13 protein-coding genes are annotated in these 21,882 nt (G+C 66.6%); 6 read left to right on the forward strand and 7 right to left on the reverse strand.

Annotated features, from left to right (window positions below; translation table 11 throughout):
- Window positions 1–79 precede the first annotated feature (79 nt).
- From RT551_RS02550 to RT551_RS02560, 3 genes are read left to right on the forward strand one after another with little or no spacing between them, the layout of a single operon-like run.
- Complete coding sequence (locus RT551_RS02550) at window positions 80–649, forward strand: helix-turn-helix domain-containing protein (RefSeq protein ID WP_313455511.1); 570 nt, start codon at window positions 80–82, stop codon at window positions 647–649.
- Complete coding sequence (locus RT551_RS02555) at window positions 646–2,295, forward strand: MFS transporter (RefSeq protein ID WP_313455513.1); 1,650 nt, start codon at window positions 646–648, stop codon at window positions 2,293–2,295. Before RT551_RS02550 ends, RT551_RS02555 begins: the two co-directional genes overlap by 4 nt.
- Before the next feature lie 11 nt (window positions 2,296–2,306).
- Window positions 2,307–3,458, forward strand: coding sequence for an HlyD family secretion protein (locus RT551_RS02560; protein ID WP_313455515.1), 1,152 nt, complete (start codon window positions 2,307–2,309; stop codon window positions 3,456–3,458).
- A gap of 12 nt (window positions 3,459–3,470) precedes the next feature.
- Here RT551_RS02560 and RT551_RS02565 read toward each other — a convergent pair whose 3' ends face one another.
- The 6 genes from RT551_RS02565 to creB form a co-directional block, all read right to left on the reverse strand.
- Complete coding sequence (locus tag RT551_RS02565; RefSeq protein WP_313455517.1) at window positions 3,471–3,956, reverse strand: Fur family transcriptional regulator; 486 nt, start codon at window positions 3,954–3,956, stop codon at window positions 3,471–3,473.
- 16 nt (window positions 3,957–3,972) lie between these two features.
- Window positions 3,973–5,376, reverse strand: a complete 1,404-nt coding sequence (gltX, locus tag RT551_RS02570; RefSeq protein ID WP_313455519.1) for a glutamate--tRNA ligase — start codon at window positions 5,374–5,376, stop codon at window positions 3,973–3,975.
- A 65-nt stretch (window positions 5,377–5,441) separates the two neighbouring features.
- Window positions 5,442–10,730, reverse strand: coding sequence for a DUF6543 domain-containing protein (locus tag RT551_RS02575; RefSeq protein ID WP_313455521.1), 5,289 nt, complete (start codon window positions 10,728–10,730; stop codon window positions 5,442–5,444).
- A gap of 209 nt (window positions 10,731–10,939) precedes the next feature.
- Window positions 10,940–12,292 (reverse strand): cell envelope integrity protein CreD, encoded by a 1,353-nt coding sequence (gene creD / locus RT551_RS02580; protein ID WP_313455523.1) that lies wholly within the window; start codon window positions 12,290–12,292, stop codon window positions 10,940–10,942.
- 146 nt (window positions 12,293–12,438) lie between these two features.
- Window positions 12,439–13,869 (reverse strand): two-component system sensor histidine kinase CreC, encoded by a 1,431-nt coding sequence (gene creC / locus RT551_RS02585; protein WP_313455525.1) that lies wholly within the window; start codon window positions 13,867–13,869, stop codon window positions 12,439–12,441.
- A gap of 1 nt (window position 13,870) precedes the next feature.
- Window positions 13,871–14,560 (reverse strand): two-component system response regulator CreB, encoded by a 690-nt coding sequence (creB, locus tag RT551_RS02590; RefSeq protein WP_313455527.1) that lies wholly within the window; start codon window positions 14,558–14,560, stop codon window positions 13,871–13,873.
- 45 nt (window positions 14,561–14,605) lie between these two features.
- Between creB and rlmJ the strand changes: the two genes are divergently transcribed.
- From rlmJ to mfd, 3 genes are all read left to right on the forward strand, one after another.
- Entirely contained in the window at window positions 14,606–15,463 is an 858-nt protein-coding gene (rlmJ, locus tag RT551_RS02595) for a 23S rRNA (adenine(2030)-N(6))-methyltransferase RlmJ (RefSeq protein ID WP_311190636.1), read from the forward strand.
- A gap of 85 nt (window positions 15,464–15,548) precedes the next feature.
- Window positions 15,549–16,094, forward strand: a complete 546-nt coding sequence (locus RT551_RS02600) for a GNAT family N-acetyltransferase (protein WP_125358321.1) — start codon at window positions 15,549–15,551, stop codon at window positions 16,092–16,094.
- A gap of 42 nt (window positions 16,095–16,136) precedes the next feature.
- Complete coding sequence (gene mfd, locus RT551_RS02605; RefSeq protein WP_313455530.1) at window positions 16,137–19,604, forward strand: transcription-repair coupling factor; 3,468 nt, start codon at window positions 16,137–16,139, stop codon at window positions 19,602–19,604.
- Between the two features lie 34 nt (window positions 19,605–19,638).
- Here the strand turns inward: mfd and RT551_RS02610 are convergent, their stop codons facing one another.
- Window positions 19,639–21,732, reverse strand: coding sequence for a M13-type metalloendopeptidase (locus RT551_RS02610; protein ID WP_313455531.1), 2,094 nt, complete (start codon window positions 21,730–21,732; stop codon window positions 19,639–19,641).
- Window positions 21,733–21,882 lie beyond the last annotated feature (150 nt).

The raw sequence follows: 21,882 nt of genomic DNA on the forward strand, positions 1-21,882 counted from the left end.
TTTTACCGGTTGGGTCGGCTTCATGCGTTTTCGGACTCCCAGGGATAGCGGAGCGGACAGAACTGTCCGAAAATAGTGCATGACCACACAACGCGCCGATGCCGCCGCCCGCCGTGCCCTGATTCTGGATGCCGCTGACGCGGTGTTCGGCCAGCACGGTGTTACCGCCCCGCTGGACATGGTGGTCGAGCGCGCCCAGGTGGGTCGCGCCACGCTCTATCGCAACTTCCCCGACCGCGCCGCACTCATCGAAGCCCTGCTCAAGCGTGCCGTCGTCCGCATCGAGCGCCAGGTCGAACGCCTCGGTGACCGCGACGATGCGTTGTTCCAGGTGCTGGATGGCATGGCCTCGCGCCTGGTCCACTCACCCGCCTTGGCCGACTACTGGCGCGCCGTTGACCCCGATCACCCGCCCATGGCCGCCGCCCGCCTCGCGGTCCGCGAGGCCCTCAAGGCCCCGATCCAGCGCGCCATCAACGCAGGCCTGTGCCGCCCCGACCTGCAGCCGACCGACATCAGCCTCATCTCCAGCATGCTCGGTGCCGCCCTGCGCGGTAAGACCACTGAAGAACGCGAACACCTTGCCGCCCGCGCCATGGACCTGCTGCGTGGGGGCCTGCATGGTCCTGCCCACGAGCCGGCCGGATGAGCACGTATCTCAAGCCCGTTCCCGACTGGGAAGAACACGAAAAACCCACCCTGCCCGGCTCCGCCTCAATGCCGTGGCATCCCCCGCATCGTCGCGTTGCCTACGCCGCCGTTGCGCTGCTGGTCGGCATCACCGGTGGTCTGGGCAACGCGCTGGTCACCGCCAACCTGCCCTTCCTGCAGGGCCAGCTCGGCCTCACCCCCGCACAAGGCAGCGGCCTGGTGGCCGCCTACGCCATGGTCAATGTGACCGCCAACCTGCTCGCGTTCAAATTCCGCCAGCAGTACGGCATCCGCCTGTTCGCCGAGATCGGCTTGGGCCTGTACGCCGCTCTGGCCGTGCTGCACCTGTTCGTCGGCAGCTTTGAAACCACCCTGCTGATGCGTGCCGCCAGTGGCTTCGCCGGTGCCGCCTGCAGCACCCTCGGCACCCTGTACATGCTGCAGTCGCTGCCGCGCCGTTACACCGGCAACCTGCTGGTGGTCGGGGTCGGTTTATCGCAGCTGGCGGTACCGTTGGCCTGGCTGTTCTCGCCCGGTCTGGTCGACACCGGCCAGTGGCACAATCTGTACTTCTTCGAAGCCGGCCTGGCCCTGTGCGCATTCGCCGCCGTGGTGCTGCTCAAGCTGCCCCCCGGCGCGCAGATCAAAGCCTTTGAACCGCTGGATTTCCTGACCTTCGCCCTGCTCGCCCCGGCGGTGGCGCTGCTGGTGATCGTGCTGTCCCAGGGCTATGTGCGCTGGTGGCTGGATACCCCGTGGCTGGGCTGGGCGTTGATCGCCGCCATCACCCTGGCCACCACCGCCTTCATCATCGAGCACTACCGCCGAAATCCGCTGTTGCAGACCCGCTGGCTGACCAGCCTGCCGGTGCTGCACTTCATCGCCGGCGCGTTCGTGCTGCGCTTTCTGACCGCCGAGCAATCCTATGGCGTGATCGGACTGATGCGGCAGCTGGGCATGGGCCCGGACCAGATGCGGCCCTTGTTTGCCGTGATTCTGGCCGGCGTGATCACCGGCATCGCCACCAGCGCGCTCACCTTCGGGCCAAAGCGGATCATCGCGCAGATCCTGATGGCCATCGCCCTGCTGGGCAGCGCCGCGCTGCTCGACCAGAATCGCACCAGCCTGGATCGCCCGCACGATTTCTTCCTGAGCCAGTTTCTGGCCTCGGTGGGATCGGGCATGTTCATGGGCCCGCTGATCATGCTGGGCATCACCCAGGCGCTCAAACAGGGGGTGGACCACATGATCACTTTCCTGGTCACCTTGTCGATCACCCAGACCCTGGGCGGGCTGGCCGGCTCGGCAGTGCTCAGCAGCTACCAGTTGCACCGCGAGCAGGTCTACTCCACTGCCCTGGTGAGCCAGCTTGATCCGGCCGACGGCGTGCTGGCGCAGCGCCTGAAGCAACAGCAGCAGCTCTATGCCGGCGTGGTCACCGACCCGGTGCAGCGCGTGGCCCAGGGCACCGCCCAGCTGGCCCAGGTGGCACGGCGCGAGGCCAACGTGCGCGCGTTCAATGACGTGTTTTCACTCAGTGGGCAGGTAGCGTTGGGGTTCCTGGGCTGGCTTCTGCTGTTGTCGGTGCGTACTGCGGTGCTCAAGCAGTGGCGCAAGCGTCATCCGCCCGGTCCTGTTTCCTGATGAGTCCTTCCATGTCTTCGCAACCGCCGCGTCCCGACGACGAAAACGTCAATCCGCCCCCACCGACAGACGCCGCCCCGACCGCGGCACCCGCCGCCGTGGCGCCGCCGAAGTACATCACCCCCAGCCGGCGCGCGGTCATCATCATGGTGCTGGTCGCGATGGCGGGCATCGCGCTGATCCTGCGTGCGTGGTCGCTGTGGCCGTTCCAGACAAGCTGGGAAACCACCGACAACGCCTATGTGCGCGGACAGATCACCGTGCTGGCCCCGCAGGTCAGCGGTTATGTCACCGAGGTGCTGGTGAAGGACTACCAGCAGGTCAAGCAGGGTGATGCGCTGATCCGCATCGACGACCGCATCTACAAGGAGAAGGTGGCCCAGGCCGAAGCCGAGCTGGACAGCGCCAACGCAGCGCTCGCCAATTCCGACCAGACCCAGGCCCAGGACCGCGCACAGATCGCCGCCGCCCAGGCCAATCTGGCCGCCGGTCAGTCGGAGTTGAGTCGTTCCCGCAATGAACTCAAGCGCTATGAGGAGCTCGCCGCGCAGCAGCTGGTGGCGTTGAACGAGCGCGACAAGTTCCGCACCACGACCCAGTCGGCGCAGTCGGCCGTGCAGCAGTCACAGGCGCAGATCCGCATTGCCGAGGAAACGCTGACCTCCACCCAGGTCGCGCGCAAGGGACTGGAAGCACACGTCGCCACGGCGCAGGCACAGCTGGAGCTGGCGCGTATCGACCTGGCCAACACGGTCATCCATGCGCCGCGCGACGGGCAGGTCAGTGAAGCGTCGGTGCGGTTGGGGCAGTACGTCACCGCTGGCTCGCAACTGCTGTTCCTGGTGCCGGATACCTTGTGGGTGGTAGCCAACTTCAAGGAAGGCCAGACCTGGAAGATGCGCATCGGCCAGCCGGCCACATTCGCGGTGGACGCGTTTGATGGTCAGCGGCTGACCGGGCGGGTGGAGCAGATTGCGCCGGCGACCGGGTCGGAGTTCAGCGTGCTGCGGCCGGACAATGCCAGCGGGAACTTCACCAAGGTGGTGCAGCGGTTGCCGGTGCGGATTGCGATTGATCCGGATCAGGAACTGGCACCGCGGTTGCGGCCAGGGATGTCGGTGGTGGTGCGGGTCAATACGGCCGGTGATCACACGTCGCGTTGAATGGGATCGATATCAACCGGCGCAGCGGGCGCAGAGGCCGTGCACTTCCAGGGTCTGGGCCTGCGGCTGGAAGCCCAGTTCCTTCGCGCGCTTTTCCAGCTGGCTGACAATGTCCTTGTCTTCCAGCTCCACCGCGCTGTGGCAGCTGTTGCAGATCAGGAACGGCACCGAATGCTGCGCGCTGCTGGGGTGGTGGCAGGCCACGAAGGCGTTCACCGACTCCAGCTTGTGCACGAAGCCGTTGGCCATCAGGAAGTCCAGGGCGCGGTACACGGTGGGCGGCGCGTCAGCCCCCACGCCCTTGCCGTTGCGCACCCAGTCCAACAGTTCGTAGGCCTTCACCGGCTTGCCGGCCTCGGCGATCAGCCGCAGCACGTTGGCGCGGATCGGGGTCAGGCGCAGTCCGCGTTCGGCGCACACGCGCTCGACCACCTTCACGAAGTCGGACGCGTCGTGAACGTGATGATGCGGAGCGGTACAAGCGGTCTTGGCGGACATGCGCGATCTCCTGGGGTCAGGCCTTCGGTACTTTAGTAAGGGCGACGTCGATCCGCTTCAAGGCTTCTTCACGCCCCGACAGGAACACCGTCTGCGAGATGTCCGGGCTGACCTGGGTGCCGGTGATGGCCACGCGCAGCGGTTGGGCGACCTTGCCCATGCCGATGTCCAGCGCCGCCGCGGTGTCGTGCAGGGCCGCGGAGACCCCTTCCAGGGTCCATGTCGGCAGCGCCGCCAGCAGCTCGCCGGCCTTGCCCAGCGCCAGTTCCGCGCCCGGCTTGAAGTGCTTGGCCACGGCGGCTTCGTCGTATTCGGTCAGCGGCTGGTACCAGACCACCGCCTTTTCCGCCATTTCCTTCAGGGTCTGCACGCGGTCGCGCAGCGCCACCACCACGTCCGCCGGGCCCGGGCCGGCGGCCAGGTCCAGGCCCAGCTTGTCCAGCTGATACACCAGGTGCGGCACGATCGCGGCCGGTTCTTCGGTCTTCAGGAAGTGCTGGTTGACCCAGCCCAGCTTGGCCATGTCCAGGCGCGAGGCCTTGGAGTTGCAGTTGGTGACGTCGAACAGGTCGATCAGTTCCTGGCGGCTGAACAGCTCCTGGTCGCCGTGCGACCAGCCCAGACGGGCCAGGTAGCTCAGCAGGGCGTCGGGCAGGTAGCCGGCGTCCTTGTACTGCATCACGTCGGCCGCGCCGGTGCGCTTGGACAGCTTGGCCCCCTGCTCGTCCAGGATCATCGGCATGTGCCCGAACTTCGGAACCGGTGCGCCAATGCCTTCGTACAGGTTGATCTGGCGCGGCGTGTTGTTGATGTGGTCATCGCCGCGGATCACCTCGGTGATGCCCATGTCCCAGTCATCCACCACCACGGCGAAGTTGTAGGTGGGGAAACCGTCCGGACGGAAGATCACCATGTCGTCGAGTTCGCTGTTGGCGATCTCGATGCGGCCCTTGATCAGGTCGTCGAACACCACGGTGCCGTCGAGCGGATTCTTGAACCGGATCACCCGGTTCGGGTCGTCCTTGTACGGCAGGCCGAGCTCGCGCGCCGCGCCGTTGTAGCGCGGCTTTTCCTGCTTGGCCATTGCAGCTTCGCGCATGGCATCGAGCTCTTCGCGGGTTTCATAGGCGTAGTACGCCTTGCCCGACGCAATCAGCTGCTCGGCCACTTCCTGGTAACGGGCCACGCGCTGGGTCTGGTAGATCGGGCCTTCGTCGTAATCCAGGCCCAGCCACTCCATCGCCTCCAGAATGGCGTCGATCGCCCCCTGGGTGCTGCGCTCGCGGTCGGTGTCTTCAATGCGCAGCACGAACTCGCCGCCACGGTGGCGAGCCTCCAGCCAGCAATACAGCGCGGTGCGGGCCCCGCCGATATGCAGGTAACCGGTGGGGCTGGGGGCAAAGCGGGTGCGGCAGGTCATGGAGAGCTCGGGTGCAGGCAACGGAATCGGGACAATTTTACCCGCCCCTGCCGGCAAAGGGGGCCTCAGTCCGGCACGTCCCGCAGCAGGCGGTCCCAGCCGCGCGCCCGGGCCTGCCGGATCAGCTTCTCCCGGTCCACCTGGCGGATCAGGAACTGGGTGGCCGAGCTGTGGCTGGTTGCCCGGGTCGCCCCGTACATCTCGGCCAGGGTTTCGCGGCCGGCACCGGCCGCACTGCCGGACAGCGCGCTGAAATAGCGTGAACCGAACAGGTAGCCCATGAAGCGATTGAACTTCTTGAGATTGTAGAACTGGATCATGCCGAGGTTGGGGTCGCCCACCCGGAACACCTTGAGGCCATTGGGCAATGTCTCAACCGCGGCGAACATGTGATGCGATGTGCCCGTGAGGAAAAACTCCGCATCCCCCTTCACGCCGTTCAGGAAGGTGCCGAGCTCGGTGTACTCGATCCGCGCCTGGGCCGATGTCGTGCCCGGCAGCAAGGCGGCCCCCTGCGCATCGCGCACCGCACCGAGCAGCTCCGCGCCCAGCCCCTCGTTGGGGCGGCGCATCACACGGCGCAGATTGCGGATCACCGCACTCATCTTCCCCTCCGCCACCCCCAGCGCAAACATCCGCGAGATGCCGGTGCACCACCCCATGCGCGTGCCCGGCCCGGTTTCCAGCATCATCTGCGACACCGGAATCAGCACGCCGTCATTGACCTCCACTGCCGCGGCCACCGCCTCTTCCACCCGCAATGCGCGCTCGATTCGCATGGTGCGCTCCAGCCGCGCGATGATCGCGGACATGGCACCCCGTTGCGCGGGTTCCAGGCGTCCTCCGACGAACAGCTCCTTCATTCGGGCCAGACTAGCCCCCTGCTGGATCTCGTTCGGCATGGCCACGCGTTCCCAGTGGGTTCTGCCCCAGAGAAAGTCACGACCGGCGCTGTCCAGCGACTCGCTTGAATGACGCATTTCCATCTGTACCGCGGTGTCGTACGAGGTGGCGGCGGAATTGCTGCGTGCCCCATACGGCGTGTCCGGCGCACCGCCACGCAGTCCCACCTCGTTATGCGGTTCCCACAGGCCGTCGGCATTGAGCCGGACCGGGTCCTGGTACATCAGGCCAGGATTCGGATTCTTCAGGCGCCAGGTGCGGTTGAACCTGTCGAAGGTGACTTCGTACACGTTGCCGGCCTGACGGATGTAGTGCCGGCCGGCAAAGTGATGGATACCGTTGTCGGCCGGGCGGGCCCCTTCCACTACCAGATCGGCCGGCTGCGCGTAGCGGGCGCTGAGCCGGGCCAAGGGGTCCGCCCGGGCCACCTCGGCCGCGTCAGTGATGGCGTGCACCTGCGGCACCAGCCGGATGCCCTCTTCGGTACTGAGTGCGGCGGTTTTGCCCGCCATGCGGCCCAGGGCCATCGGTGCGGCGGCCAGCACCACGCCTGCCGCGCCCCAGGCCGCATCAACCGCGCCGGTGTGCCGGTCCTGTTCGGTGCGACCATCAATGCTCTTTTCAATCCCCAGCCCCGCCTCCAGGCTTGCTCCCAGCGCGACCACGGGGAGCACCTCGGGTATCGCGATACTGACCAGCGCCCCCAGCAGATCGAACCACTGCAGGCGGCGCAGGAACAGGTCGCGCCGGGTTTCCCAGACCGAACTCAACAATGTGCCGGCATCGTTCACGGTGTGCTGCTGGATGCGCGTGGCCATGGCGTCGAACAGGTCCGCGCCGCTGATCGCCGGCCCGGTGCTGTTGCCCGTGAACAGATCCGCTGGCGGCTGACCCAGCGTGCTGCTGACACCGTTGGAGAACCATCCATCCTGCAGGTCGTCCAGGTCGAACGCCGCTTCCAGCCAGCTGCGACCCTGGGGACTGCGCAGCACCCGGCGCAGCCAGTCCGCCAGCTGCGCGGCATCCGGAAACTCGCGGAACGCCACGCTGTCGCCCGGCGAGTACAGCAGCACTTCCGGCCCGTCATCCTGATCAATGCGCATCAACGTGGACTGCGCCCCATGGATGTGGATCCAGCTGACATGGCTGCCGTCGGCCAGATGCGACTGGAAGCTGCGATCCTCCGCCTGCGTCGCCAGCATGTAGCCGGTGGCCGCGATCGCCAGCTGCAGTCCGCGGGCGGACAGCGAGCCGTCAGCAAACTGCTGCCAGGCCGAGAACATGTAGACTCCGCGCAGGCAGACCTTCACTTCGTTGCGCTGGGTCTTCCAGAAATCGTTCAGGACATCCAGGTAGCCGCTGCGCAGGTCCAGTCCGCGTACCACTGCCAGGAACCGCTCTGGACGCAGCCCGTCCAACTCGGTGTCCTGGTCGAACACGGTACTGTTGTCTGCGGTGTAAATGCCAAGTTCGCTGCTGCCGGGTCCGCCATCGGGATAGCCCTTGGCCTTGTCGAATGCACATTCCACCAAACGACAGGCACCGGTCTTCTGGTGGGCGTCGTGCACGAAGCCGCTGGGTGACGCCGCACTGGCGGTACCGCCGGAGAATCGAACCAGATAATGCGCGGTGGTGTCGATGGCCACGCCGGTCTGGTTGAGAATCGCCCCCTCCAGGGCGTTGGCGACGTAACGCGTGGGCAACGGGTAGCTGAGTTCCAGCAAGCCGCGCGTGGTGGCCATGCTGCTCAACCAGCGCGCGTCTTCCACTTCCGCGTTGCGCAGCACGCCCCGCGACGGCACCCCCAGCTGCGCCAACCAGTGCACCCCCAGTATCTCGTAAGGGTCCAGGCCGGACGCTGTGGCTGCTTCGTTGGCCGCAGTCAGCATCGGGGTCGCCACCGACGGCGGCAACGCCAGCAATCGGCGGTCCAGCGCCAGATACTCCTTGCGCGTGTCGGCCGCGCTGGCCCCTCGGGTGTGGTTGAGCCGCTCGCTGCGCAGCTTCAGCTGCTGCAGGAACAACGCGCGCATCAGATCGTCATCGACCGACGCGCCAATCACTACCGGGCCGTTGCCTGCGCTCCAGCGGGCGTGCAGATGCGACGGCACCCAGCTGTGCAGCTGCTGCGGCACTTCGCCGGCCAGCCGCAGCAACGCCTCGGCCTGCGATGTGAACTGCTCCACCAGCGGCAGACGCGTGGGCGATATCACCACCACCGCCCCATTGCGGCGCTGCGCCGACGGCTGCGACTCGGCCAGCACCAGCCCGTACAGCGGAATGGTGCCGCCAGCGGCCGGTTGTGCGTTCAATGCGTGCACCTGGATGTCCTGTCCCGGCAAGGCCAGTGCCCGCCCCAGCGTGCTGTTGCCGGTGCCGGTGCCGAACTGGGTCGGGTAACGCAGCAGGGTGTCGATCAACCACAGGCCAGCCTCATCCAGATGGCCCATCGCATTGAGCAACGTGGCCGTGCCGGCCAGCCGCTGGGTCATCGCATCCAGATAGGCATCGCGTTCGGCATGCGTGGTACTGCCCGCGCACGCGTCGATGAAGGTGGACAGCGTGTTCCGGAAACTGCCGAGATAGTCGCTGCCATTCACCGCATCATTGAACTGCCCCAGCGTGAGCTGGACTTCTTCAATCGGAAAATGTGTGCCCGGCACGCCACTGTTGTACAGCCCGCTGTGCACGGCGTCTGTCCTGGGTGGAAGCAGTGTCGCCTCCACCAGCGTATCCGAGCTGATCAGACCACTGCGTATCCGACGATCGCGCGGGTAGGTGCTGTACCACCCGCGCATGGCCGGATCCGGGCCGGGCACCTGGCGCGCCTCCCAGTCCGGCCAGCAGTAGCTCTCACTGAAAGTGTTGAGGTAGATGCCATGCGGATCCACTGTCAGCTTGGCAACGCGCTGGATCTGCTGTACCAGCTCGGTGGCGATGTGCCGGTCCAGATTCGGCAAGCCCTGGCTGACCCGTTCCAGCTGTTTGTCCGAATAGGTCAGTGCGCGCAGCGCCGTAGCGAGCGCGGCGTGCTGTTGCAGCCGGGTCTGCCCGTGATGGCGCATCCAGCGGCGCAGATGCATCCGCGCCATCGCCAGGGCCACCCGGTTCTCATTGCCGACCACCACGTCACGCGGCTGCGACGGTCCGGATGGCAGTGCCCGGGCGGCGTCCACGAGTTGCTGGCTGGCCGTGAGCAGCCCATTCCTGCGGTCCGCCGGCACCGATTGATTCAGCACCGGTGCCGGCAGCGGGCTGTGGTCGTTCACGGCGCGTCGCACGCGTGAGGGTGACGCCAGCACTTCCTCTACCAGCCCGTTGGCGACCAGCCGCTGTTGCACCCTGTCGACCAGCGTGCCCATCGGTTGCAGCGGAGCCTCATTGATATCCGCGTACAGGTCTTCCCACACCGTGCCGTTGCCGCTGATATCGATGATCTCGTCCAGCAGCGGAATGACTTCGGCTACGGGTCGCGCCGGCAAGTGTTGGACGGATCGCACGGGGACCGGCACGGCGGCCGGGCCGTAGTCGAACACCCGCTTCCAGCCTTGATGGATCAGGGTCAGGCCGGCCACCATCAGACTGCTTCCCAGTCCAAGCAGGCCCAGCTCCGTGCGCGTCGCGCTGGATGCGGAGGTGTCCGCGTCGGCGAGGTCGGCCGGGACATCAACGCGGGGGCCAGCCTTCGCCGGTTGCGGAACGACGGTAGCCGCCGACAGCGGCAGCGAGGGTGCCGGCGAGATGCCTCCCGGTCGTTCGCGCACGCAGGTGAGAAGGCGCGGGGCCGTTGCAACCGGGGGCGGAGCCAGCAGGCCGGCGAGCGGACGCCACAACCCGGTCAGCTTCCGCCAGTGCATCGGCAGTGCGGCGACAAACGCCGCCACGCCGCGACGGGGCGCGTGCTCCGCCGGCAGCGCCTGCTGCAGTTGCCACAGCAGTGCGGCGGTCAGCACGGCCAGCGCGGGGGAAAGCGGCGGGCGCGGTGCGAAGGGTGCATCCATGGCGTCCACCCACGCGTGGAGCGAGGCGAGGCTGTCGCGCAACGCAACCGGCAGAGACTGCACCAGCGCCTCGAAGTCCGCGTGGTTGCGCAACGAGGGCAGCCCTGGGGCCAGTGCTGCCAGTACCGCAGCCACGCCGGACCAGCTGCGTTGCTGCAACAGCTGCGCCCCTGCCAACAGTGCGGCCGTCGTGGGCATTGCCGCAGACAACACGGCCCAACCGCTTCGATTGAGGACGACCTCCAGCGTATTGCGGGTCAGCGACGCCACCACAGCGGTCCATCCGGGCTCGCTGCTCAGCGCCTGCTCGAAGCGGGCCATGATGGTCGCACGGGCCTCTGGTTCATCCACGCCCTCCAGCTTCCGGCGCAGCATCGCCACGACGGTCTCGGCCTGTGGTGCGCCGGTGCAGAGGATCCGCTCCACCAGCGCCTGTACCTCCGGATCCACTCCCAACGACTGCCGTGGAGTGGATGCGGATGGCCATGGGCCGGCTCCATTGCTGACATTTTCAGGCGATGGCAGTCGTTTCGGTGGTGAAATCAACACACCGGAGGTCGATGCAGCAGAAAGGGGGGCCCCGTGGCCCCCCTCGACGACGCTCATTGGAATCATGCGCGGCACAGGTCGGGAGTGGACCCTGCACCGTAAGCATTCAATCACGCAGCGCCAGAGTCACCTGCGTCATGTGCCGGCTTCGCACTCGCGCCCAGGGCATACCAGTCGATCCGGCGGGTGATCCACATGGCCGCGGCCAGCACGCCGAACAGCAGCAGCGAACCCATCAGCAGCGCGTTGTTCTCCGACACCAGCAGGCCATACAGTGCGCCATACAGCACGGTCAGCATGGCCGCGAACCCCAGCCCGCGCAGCCGGCTGCGCAGCACACCGGTCAGGTACACCGCCTGCAGGCCGATACAGGCCGCTGCCGACACCGCATACGCCACCCAGAACGGAATGTGCTCGGAAAGGCTCAGCAGCAGCAGGAAGAAGATCGCCAGCGCCAGGCCCACCATCAGGTACTGCAGCGGATGGATGCGCAGGTCTTTGATCAGTTCAAACAGGATGAAACCGACAAAAGTGAGCAGGATGAAGAGGATGCCGTACTTGCTGGCGCGATCGGCCTGGGTGTAGATGTCCACCGGATTGACCAGCTCCACGCTGACGGCTTCCGGTTCGTTGTCGCCGCTGCCACGCAGCTGGCGCTGCGCCTGCGAGGCCAGTGACGACACCGACCATTGCGCGTTGAAGCCCTGCGCATCGACCGTGCGCTGGTTGGGCAGGAAGCTGCCGCCAAACGAGGGATGTGGCCAGCTCGACTGCACCGCGATGCGGCTGTCGTCACCCACCGGAACCACCGCCAGCGAGCGGGTGCCATCCAACACCAGATCCAGGTCCACCGTGCTGGCCGCCAGGACGCCACCCGCGTTGTCGCTGAAGCCACGCACCGGCACATGCAGCCCCTTGCCCATCCCGGTGACATCGCCCAGCCCCGGCTGCAGGCTCAGCGCCTCCCCGTCCACCCTCAGCTTCGGCGAACCCACCAGCCCGCGCACGTCGGCAATGCCGACCACCAGGTAGGGCTGCCCATACACGCGACCTTCGCGCACCGGGTAGTCGTCCTGGCTGAAGGTCGCGCGCACCTTGGACTTCCAGCTGTACACCGGCACCCGGAACAGGCCGATGCGGCGTTCGTCCGGCTGCATGCTGCCCTCCACCACCAGGCTGGACGGCATCTGCAGCCAATAGCTGTCCTCCACCTGGGTTTCAATCTTCTTCACCCCGGCCGCGTCCACGGTTTCCACCTGGCGGCTTTCCCGCCACGGCACCACCCGGATCGGCCCGGTCAGAGTCTGCGCCCCGGCCCGGCTCTGCGCCACGCGCAGGTAGGCCTCGTCGCGATAGGCTTCGCGTTCGCTGATCACACCCCGGATCATCATCAGCGGAATCAACAGCAGCAGGATCAGTCCGCCCACAATGGCGAACCGCAACAGCATGTGCAGAGACTTCATCACCCGTCCTCGGTTTGGGAGGGTGCCAGCTTCACTGCGATGGGTGTGGAGGGTTTGAGCCGAATATGAAGTCAGAGTGAAGCGTAGTGACACGCCATGCGTGTCATCGAATGTCCGACCACCGCGAAAACACGCATGGCGTGTCTCTACGTAATCAACAGCGAGGCCACCGCCCCGCCCCCTTCACGATTGACCAGCGTCACCCGCCCCCCATGCAGGCGCGCCACCTCCTGCACGAACGACAGCCCCAGCCCTGAACTGCGCTGCCCGGTCGCCGGCCGCGCCAGCGAATAGAACCGTTCGAACACGCGCGTCAGCGCATAGTCCGGCACGCCGCTGCCACGATCCGCCACGTGCAGCACCACCGCATCGCCGTCGCGCGCCGCACTGAGCTCGACGGTCGATCCCTCTGCTGAAAAAGCCAGCGCATTCTCCAGCAGGTTGTTCAACGCCTGCCCGAGCAGCCACGCATCACCCGACACCGACATGCCATCAGCCGCCTGCACGCGAACCTCCACGCCAGCCGCCTGCGCGCGCACTGCCACCGCCTCTGCCGCCGCCTGCAGCAGCGGCTGCACTGCGATGCGCTCACGCTTCTGCAGCCAGCCGTGCTGTTCCACTTCGGCCAGCGCCAGCAGTTTGTCGATGGTTTCGGTCAGGCGCTGCTCCTGACCCTGGATGCTGCGCGCGAAGTGCACGCGGTCGGCCTCCGGAAGCGGTTCCTGCAGCAGTTCGGCTGCGCCGCGGATGGCCGCCAGCGGGCTTTTCATCTCATGGGTGAGCGACTGCACGTACTGCTCCACGTACGCCTTTCCCTCGAGCTTGCGGCGCATGGTTTCCAGCGCGCGGCCGAGGTCGCCTATTTCGTCGCGGCGCGGCGGCGGTGGCGGCACCGGTTCGCCACGGCTGACCGCCTGTGCATACCGATTAAGCCGCCCTACCCCGTGCATCAGCCAGGCAGTCATCAGCACGCCGATCAATGCCGACAACCCGATCAACCACGCCCCGCGCTCGATGATGGCGCGCTGGCTGGCGGCAATGAAGGGATCGATGCTGCGGTTGGGCTGGGCCAGGCTCAGCACGCCGATCAGCGTCTGGCCGTCGTCCGGGTCGATGATCGGCGCGGCCACGTGCATCACCGTGCGGGTGGTGTCGCCGGGCGATTCCGGGCTGGAACGCGCGCCGTATTCCCCACGCAGGGTGCGGTAGACGTCATTCCAGCGCGAGTGGTCGCGCCCGATGTCCTGCCCGCTGGAGTCGTACACCACGATGCCGCGCGCGTCGGTGATGGTCACCCGGTAGTCCAGCGAACGCTTCGGGAAACGCCAGACCATGGCCTTGGGGTCGCGCCGCTGCGCACGCGCCAGGTCCTGCACGAAACGCCCGTGGGCGATCTGTCCGGCCTTGAGGTCAGCGGCGGCCATTTCGGCCAGCACGTTGGCCGCATCCACCAGGGTGGCTTCCATGGCCTGGCGTACACCTGGTTTGACCTCGTTGACGAACACACGCATCACAAAGAACGCGGCGATGCCCACGATCAGGAAGAACCCCAGGAACAGCTTCAGCCCCAGCCGCACGCTACACCTCCAGCGCGTAGCCCACGCCGCGGTGAGTGCGGATCGGGTCCGGGTCGGCTCCGGCCGCACGCAGTTTGCCGCGCAGGGTTTTGACGTGGGTGTCCACGGTGCGGTCGGCACTGTCGGCGTCGCTGTCCCACCCGCGGTCCATCAGCTGGGCGCGACTGAGAATGGCCCCGGGGCGGTGCAACAGCGCCGCCAACAGGGCGTACTCGTACCGGGTCAGGTCCAGCAGCTGCTCGCCATAGCGGATTCGCCGGCCGTCGCGGTCGATGGCGAAGCGACCATGCGACTGCCAGCCCTGCGCCTGCTCCGGAGCCACCGCCCGGCGCAGGCGCGCACGTACGCGGGCCACCAGCTCGCGCGGCGAAAACGGCTTGGCCATGTAGTCGTCCGCCCCCAGCTCCAGGCCAAGCACGCGGTCGATCTCGTCGTTGCGGGCGGTCAGGAAGATCACCGGCACCTGGCTGAAAGCCCGCAGCGCGCGGCAGACCTCGAAACCGCTCAGGTCCGGCAGCCCGACATCAAGCACCACCACGTCTACGGTTTCCGTACGCAGCAACTGCAGGGCCTGGCTGCCCAGGGCGCAGTGCCGGGCCTGGTAGCCCTCGCTGCGCAGGGCATAGAGCACGGTATCGGCGATGGCGGTCTCGTCCTCGACAACCAGGACAGCGGGAGCGGTGGCGTTCATGCGCGCAGCATAGCCGTTGACGCCCTTGCCCCGTACACTGCGCGCATGAATTACCACCACGCCTTCCACGCCGGCAACCATGCCGACGTGCTCAAGCACATTGTCCAGCTGGCCCTGCTTGATGCCTTCAAGCGCAAGGACAGCCCGTTCTTCGTGCTCGACACCCATGGCGGTGCCGGCCGCTACCTGCTGACCAGCGAAGAAAGCCGCAAGACCCTGGAGGCGGAAAACGGGGTGATGCGGCTGATGGCGCAGCCGAAGCTGCCCGCCGTGGTGGAGCGCTACCTGAAGGCCGTGCAGGCCGACAACCCGGTCGGCGCACTGGTGAACTACCCCGGCTCGCCGCTGCTGACCGCGCAGACCCTGCGCGAGCAGGACCGCATGGCGGTGTGCGAACTGCAGGATGCCGAAGCGGCCACGCTCAAGGCGCTGTTCGCCCATGACAGCCGCGTGGCCGTGCTGCAGGCCGACGGCTATACCCAGAACAAGGCGCTGCTGCCGCCGAAGGCCAACGGCGCGAAGATCGGCCGCGGGCTGGTGCTGATCGACCCGCCTTACGAGGCACAGGACGCCGAGTACCAGCGCATCCTGGCCTCGATCGAGGAGATCCTGGGCCGGTGGGCCCAGGCCAGCTTCGCCATCTGGTTCCCGATCAAGCAGCGCCGCACCGTCCTGCACTTCCTGCGCAAGGCCTGCGCGCTGCCGGTGAAGTCGGTGCTTACAGTAGAACTACTGGTGCGCCCGGACGATTCGCCGTTGAGACTCAACGGCAGCGGCATGCTGCTGCTCAATCCGCCGTGGCAGTTCGACCAGATATTGGCCCCGGCCATGCCGGTGCTCAAGCAGCATCTGGGCGAAGCGGGTGCCAGCACCCGCCTGCAATGGTTGAAGCAGGCCGAATAAGCCCCCGTTCCCCGTGTGAGTGTTTCGTTCACGGAACGCGCCCCCGGGGATGCGAGAATCCGAAGACCACCAAGGAATCACCGGTATGGCTACCCGTAACCGCATGCCGCCCTGGCACGAGATCTTCAAGGCCCCCAGTGGGCACGAACTGCTCATCCGTCCGATCCGGCCGGAAGACAGCGCGCCGTTGCAGGCATCATTCAGTCTTTTTGGTCCGGAAGAAATCCGCGACCGTTTCCTGCAGTCGGTGACCGAGTTGTCGCCGGACACCACCCAGCGCCTGACCCACCCCAACCCCAAGACCGAAATCACCCTGGTGGCCGCCGAATCGGTGCCCGCAGGTGAAGCGGTGGTGGGCGCGGTGGCCCGCGCCTCGATCATCTCCGGCACCCGCGACGCCGAGTACGCGATCCTGATCAGCCGCTTCCTGGTGGGCCAGGGCCTGGGCCGTCAGCTGATGCGCAAGCTGGTGAAGTGGGCGCGTGGCAAGTACCTGGACCGCCTCTATGGCGATGTGGCCGAAGAAAACGAGCCGATGAAGCAGCTGGCTGCTTCGCTGGGGTTCAAGCCGATGCCGCATCCGCAGGGCACGCCGGGGCTGGTGCGGATGGTGTTGGAGTTGGATTCGTAACGACACGGGCGTGATCCGGCGGTCTGTTAAAATCGCCGGCTCATGTCACGTATCTCCTACCCCGCTCCGCCGCTGCCGCGTCCCGGCCAGCTCCGCGCCTGGTGGCGCGCTCCCGCTTCGGCTACTGCGCTGGCGTGGCACATCGCCCGCGCCGCGCAGACGCATGACGGCCCGTTGCTGGTCATCGCCCGCGACAACCACGGGGCAAACCAGATCGAAGCCGATCTGCACACCCTGCTGGGCGGGGATGACAGCCTGCCGGTGGTGGCATTCCCGGACTGGGAAACCCTGCCCTACGACGCCTTCAGCCCGCACCCCGACATCATTTCCCAGCGCCTGGCGGCGCTGCACCGCCTGCCCACGCTCAAGCGCGGCATCGTGGTGGTGCCGGTGCAGACCCTGCTGCAGCAGCTGGCTCCGCTCAAGTATGTGATTGGCGGCAGCTTCGACCTGAAGGTCGGCCAACGACTGGATCTGGATGCGGAGAAGCGCCGGCTGGAAGCGGCTGCTTACCGCAACGTGCCGCAGGTGATGGACCCGGGTGATTTCGCGGTGCGCGGGGGGCTGCTCGATGTGTTCCCGATGGGCGCGGATGCGCCGCTGCGCGTGGAGCTGCTGGACGAGGATATCGACTCCATCCGCGCCTTCGACCCGGAAAGCCAGCGTTCGCTGGACAAGGTCGACGCGGTGCGCATGCTGCCCGGCCGCGAAGTGCCGCTGGACGAACTGAGCGTGTCGCGGGTGCTGGCCACCCTGCGTGAGCGCTTCGACGTCGATACCCGGCGCAGCGCGCTGTATCAGGATCTGAAGTCCGGACTGGCTCCGGCGGGCGTGGAGTACTACCTGCCGCTGTTCTTCGACCAGACCGCCACCCTGTTCGACTATCTGCAGCCCAACGTGCTGCCGGTGCTCGCCACGGGCGTGGGCGAAGCCGCAGCGGCGTTCTGGGCGCAGACCCAGAACCGCTACGAGCAGCGCCGGCATGACGTGGAACGGCCGCTGCTGGCTCCCACCGAGCTGTATCTCACTCCCGAAGGCCTCAATGCGCACCTGAACACCCTGGCGCGCGTGGAGGTCTGGGCCGCGGACCATCCGCGCATCGCCGAGGCGCAGCCGCTGGGTGACCAGCCGCTGCCGCCGCTGCCGGTGGCCGCACGCGACGCGCCTGCCGGCGAAGCGCTGAAGTCGTTCCTGAGCCATTACCCCGGCCGGGTCGTGATCGCCGCCGATTCCCCGGGGCGTCGTGAGGCGCTGCTGGAAGTGCTGGCCGCCGCCGAGCTCAAGCCGCCCGTGGTGCCCGACCTGCCCGGCTTCCTGGCTGAGGATGGCGCACGATTCGCGATTACCGTCGCACCGCTGGAAGACGGCTTCGCGCTGGAAGCACCCGCGCTGGCCGTGCTGACCGAGCGCCAGTTGTTCCCGGAACGTGCCGGCACCACCCGGCGCAGCCGCCGGGTCGGCCGCGAACCCGAAGCGATCATCCGCGACCTCGGCGAGCTGACCGAAGGTGCCCCCATCGTCCATGAAGATCACGGTGTGGGTCGATACCGTGGCCTGATCGTGCTCGATGCTGGCGGCATGCCGGGCGAATTCCTGGAGATCGAGTACGCCAAGGGCGACCGCCTGTACGTACCGGTTGCCCAGCTGCACCTGATCAGCCGCTACAGCGGTGCCTCGCCGGAAACCGCCCCGCTGCATTCGCTGGGCGGCGAGCAGTGGACCAAGGCCAAGCGCAAGGCCGCCGAGAAAGTCCGCGACGTGGCCGCCGAACTGCTGGAGATCCAGGCGCGTCGCCAGGCCCGTGCCGGCCTGGCCCTGCACGTTGACCGGGCCATGTACGAACCGTTCGCGGCCGGCTTCCCGTTCGAGGAAACCCCCGACCAGCTGGCTGCCATCGACGCCACCCTGCGCGACCTCGCCAGCAGCCAGCCGATGGACCGCGTGGTCTGCGGTGACGTCGGTTTCGGCAAGACCGAAGTGGCCGTGCGCGCGGCCTTTGCCGCCGCCAGTGCCGGCAAACAGGTCGCGGTGCTGGTACCGACCACGCTGCTGGCCGAACAGCACTACCGCAACTTCCGCGACCGCTTCGCCGATTACCCGTTGAAAGTGGAAGTGCTGTCGCGCTTCAAGACCAGCAAGGAAATCAAGGCTGAACTGGAAAAGGTGACCGCCGGCACCATCGACGTCATCGTCGGCACCCACCGGCTGCTGCAGCCGGACGTGAAGTTCAAGGACCTGGGCCTGGTCATCGTCGACGAGGAACAGCGTTTCGGCGTGCGCCAGAAGGAAGCGCTGAAGGCGATGCGCGCCAACGTGCACCTGCTGACCCTGACCGCCACGCCGATTCCGCGCACGCTCAACATGGCCATGGCCGGGCTGCGCGACCTGTCGATCATTGCCACCCCGCCGCCGAACCGGCTGGCGGTGCAGACCTTCATCACCGCCTGGGACAACGCGCTGCTCAAGGAAGCGTTCCAGCGTGAGCTGTCACGCGGCGGCCAGCTGTACTTCCTGCACAACGATGTGGAAAGCATCGGCCGCATGCAGCGGGACCTGGCCGAGCTGGTACCGGAAGCCCGCATCGGCATCGCCCACGGGCAGATGCCCGAGCGCGAACTGGAACGGGTGATGCTGGACTTCCAGAAGCAGCGCTACAACGTGCTGCTGTCGACCACGATCATCGAATCGGGCATCGACATTCCCAACGCCAACACCATCATCATCAATCGCGCCGACCGCTTCGGCCTGGCCCAGCTGCACCAACTGCGTGGCCGTGTCGGCCGTTCACACCACCGCGCCTATGCCTATCTGGTGGTGCCGGACAAGCGCGCGATGACGCCAGATGCGGAGAAGCGCCTGGAAGCGATTGCCTCGATGGACGAGCTGGGCGCTGGCTTCACCCTGGCCACCCACGACCTGGAAATCCGCGGTGCCGGCGAACTGCTGGGCGAAGACCAGAGCGGCCAGATGGCCGAAGTGGGCTTCAGCCTGTACACCGAACTGCTGGAACGTGCGGTACGCAGCATCCGCCAAGGCAAGCTGCCCGATCTGGACAGCGGCGAGGAAGTGCGCGGCGCGGAAGTGGTGCTGCACGTGCCGGCGCTGATTCCGGATGACTACCTGCCCGACGTGCACACCCGTCTGACTCTGTACAAGCGCATCAGCAGCGCGCGTGACAGTGCCGAGCTGCGTGAGCTGCAGGTGGAAATGATCGACCGCTTCGGTCTGCTGCCAGATCCCACCAAGTACCTGTTCGCGATTGCCGAGCTGAAACTGCAGTGCAACGCGCTGGGCATCCGCAAGCTGGAACTGGGTGAGGCCGGCGGCCGCATCGTGTTCGAAGCCAAACCGCAGATCGATCCGATGGCGGTGATCACCATGATCCAGAAACAGCCCAAGCTGTACACCATGGATGGCCCGGACAAGCTGCGCATCAAAGTGCCGCTGCCCTTGCCGGAAGACCGCTTCAATGCCGCCAAGGCATTGTTGACCACCCTCACGCCGGGGTGAGAAAAAAGGGCCCGGCATTGCCGGGCCCTTTCAATTACCAGATCACCACGCGCTTGTCGTCGGCACGCACCATCGCGTCACCGGCCTTGCACTCGAACGCCGCCGCGAACGACGGCATGTTCGACGGCGCGCCGTTGGCACGGAAGTTGGCCGGCGCATGCGGATCGGTGTTCAGGCGCACGCGCAGCTCACCGTCGGTGAAGTTGCGACGCCACACGGTGGCCCAGTTCATGAAGAAGCGCTGGTCCTGGGTGTGGCCATCGACCTCCACGTTGGCCTTCGGGTCTTCCTTCAGCGCCATCTGCAGCGCGTCGTACGCCACCGTCAAACCACCCAGGTCGCCGATGTTCTCGCCCAGGGTCAGCTTGCCCTTGACGTTCACGCCCGGCAGCGACTCGTAGCCGTCGAACTGCGCGACCAGCTGGTCGGTACGGCCGGTGAAGGCCTTGCGATCCGCGTCGGTCCACCAGTTGTCGAAGTTGCCGTTGGCGGCGAACTGGCTGCCGGAGTCGTCGTAGCCGTGCATCATCTCGTGGCCGATCACCGCGCCGATGCCGCCGTAGTTCAGCGCCGGGTCGGCCTTGGCGTCGAAGAACGGTGCCTGCAGGATCGCGGCCGGGAACACGATCTCGTTCTTGGTCGCGTTGTAGTAGGCGTTGACGGTCTGCGGGGTCATGCCCCACTCGGTCTTGTCGACCGGCTTGCCGATCTTGTTGAGGGTGTAGCGGTAGTTGAACGCACGCGCGGCCTGCATGTTGCCCAGGTAGCTGTCAGCATTGGTTTCCAGGCCCGACCAGTCACGCCACTTGTCCGGGTAGCCGATCTTCGGGGTGAAGCTGGCCCACTTCTCCAGCGCCTTCTTGCGGGTGTCTTCGCCCATCCATTCCAGCTTCTCCAGGCGTGCCTTCAGCGCGACCGAGAGGTTTTCCACCAGGTGCTGCATCTGCACCTTGGATTCGGCCGGGAACACGGCATCCACATACAGCTGGCCGAGGCCTTCGCCGATCGAGGTGTTGACCGAATCGAGCACGCGCTTCCAGCGCGGCTGCATTTCCTTCTGGCCACGCAGGGTGGTGCCGTAGAAGTCGAAGTTGGCCTTCTCGAAGTTGCTGCTCAGGTACGGCGCGGCGTCATCGACGGTGTGGAAGCGCAGGTAGGCCTGCCAGGTGCTGGCCGGCACGTCGGCGAGCATCTTGTCCACTTCGCTGAAGAAGCCCGGCTGGGCCAGCGAGAACTTCTGCGCAGCCGGCACCTTCAGGGTGTCGAACAGCGCGGTCCAGCTGAAGTTCGGGGTCAGTTTGTCGGCTTCGGCGGCGCTGACCGGGTTGTAGCGCTTGGCCGGGTCGCGCAGTTCGATGCGGCTCAGCGAGGCCTTGGCCAGGCGGGTTTCAAAGTCCATCACCGCCTTGGCATCGGTCTTGGCCTGCGCGGCGTCGACGCCGGAGAGGGTCAGCACCTGCTCGATATAGGCCACGTAGGCGTCGCGGATCTTGGCCTGGGCGTCGTCGAAGTAATAGCCCTTCTCGGGCAGACCGAGGCCGCCCTGGCCGACGTAAGCAATGACGTTGGCCGAATCCTTGTAGTCGGCATTGGCGGACAACGAGAACAGCACGCCCTGGCCCTGGGCCTGGGTGTCGCGCAGGTACTGGGTGATGGCGGCGGTGTCGTTCAGCGCGGCGATCTTGTCCAGCTGCGGCTGCAGCGGGGTGATGCCGGCGGCTTCGATCTTGGCTTCGTCCGAACCGGTCTTCCAGATGTCACCGATCTTGGCTTCAACGCTGCCGGCCTTGGCCTGGCTGGCGGCGGCCTGCTGCACCAGTGCGTGCTGCACTTCCAGCGAGCGCTCGCGCAGGATCTCGAAGCTGCCCCAGGTGGTCTGGTCGTTCGGCACCGGGTTGGCCTTCAGCCACTTGCTGTTGACGTACCCGTTGAGGTCGGTACAGGCAGCAATGGCGGGGTCGAGGTCGGCGCTGTTGAGCGAGATCAGCGGGGTTTTGATCTGCGACTGATCAAACGCGGCCTTGGCCGGGGTGGCGTCGGCGGCAGGGGCGTCGGTCTTGCCGCAGGCGGCAAGCGAGGCGGCAATGGCAACGGTCAGGCCCAGCGGGGCCAGCTTGGTAAAGGTCATGCGTCACTCCGGCTGCAGTTGGAAGCATTGCCCGCAGAGCGGGCAATCTCACAGCGTAGCGCGGGTGGTGCGCGGGGCGGACCGGCCAAAGGTCACACCGCCCCGTAGAGCCACGCCCTGCGTGGCTGCGACTGCGTTTGGCACCGCGCA

The sequence above is a fragment of the Stenotrophomonas sp. genome, from assembly GCF_032103445.1.
Taxonomy (GTDB): domain Bacteria; phylum Pseudomonadota; class Gammaproteobacteria; order Xanthomonadales; family Xanthomonadaceae; genus Stenotrophomonas.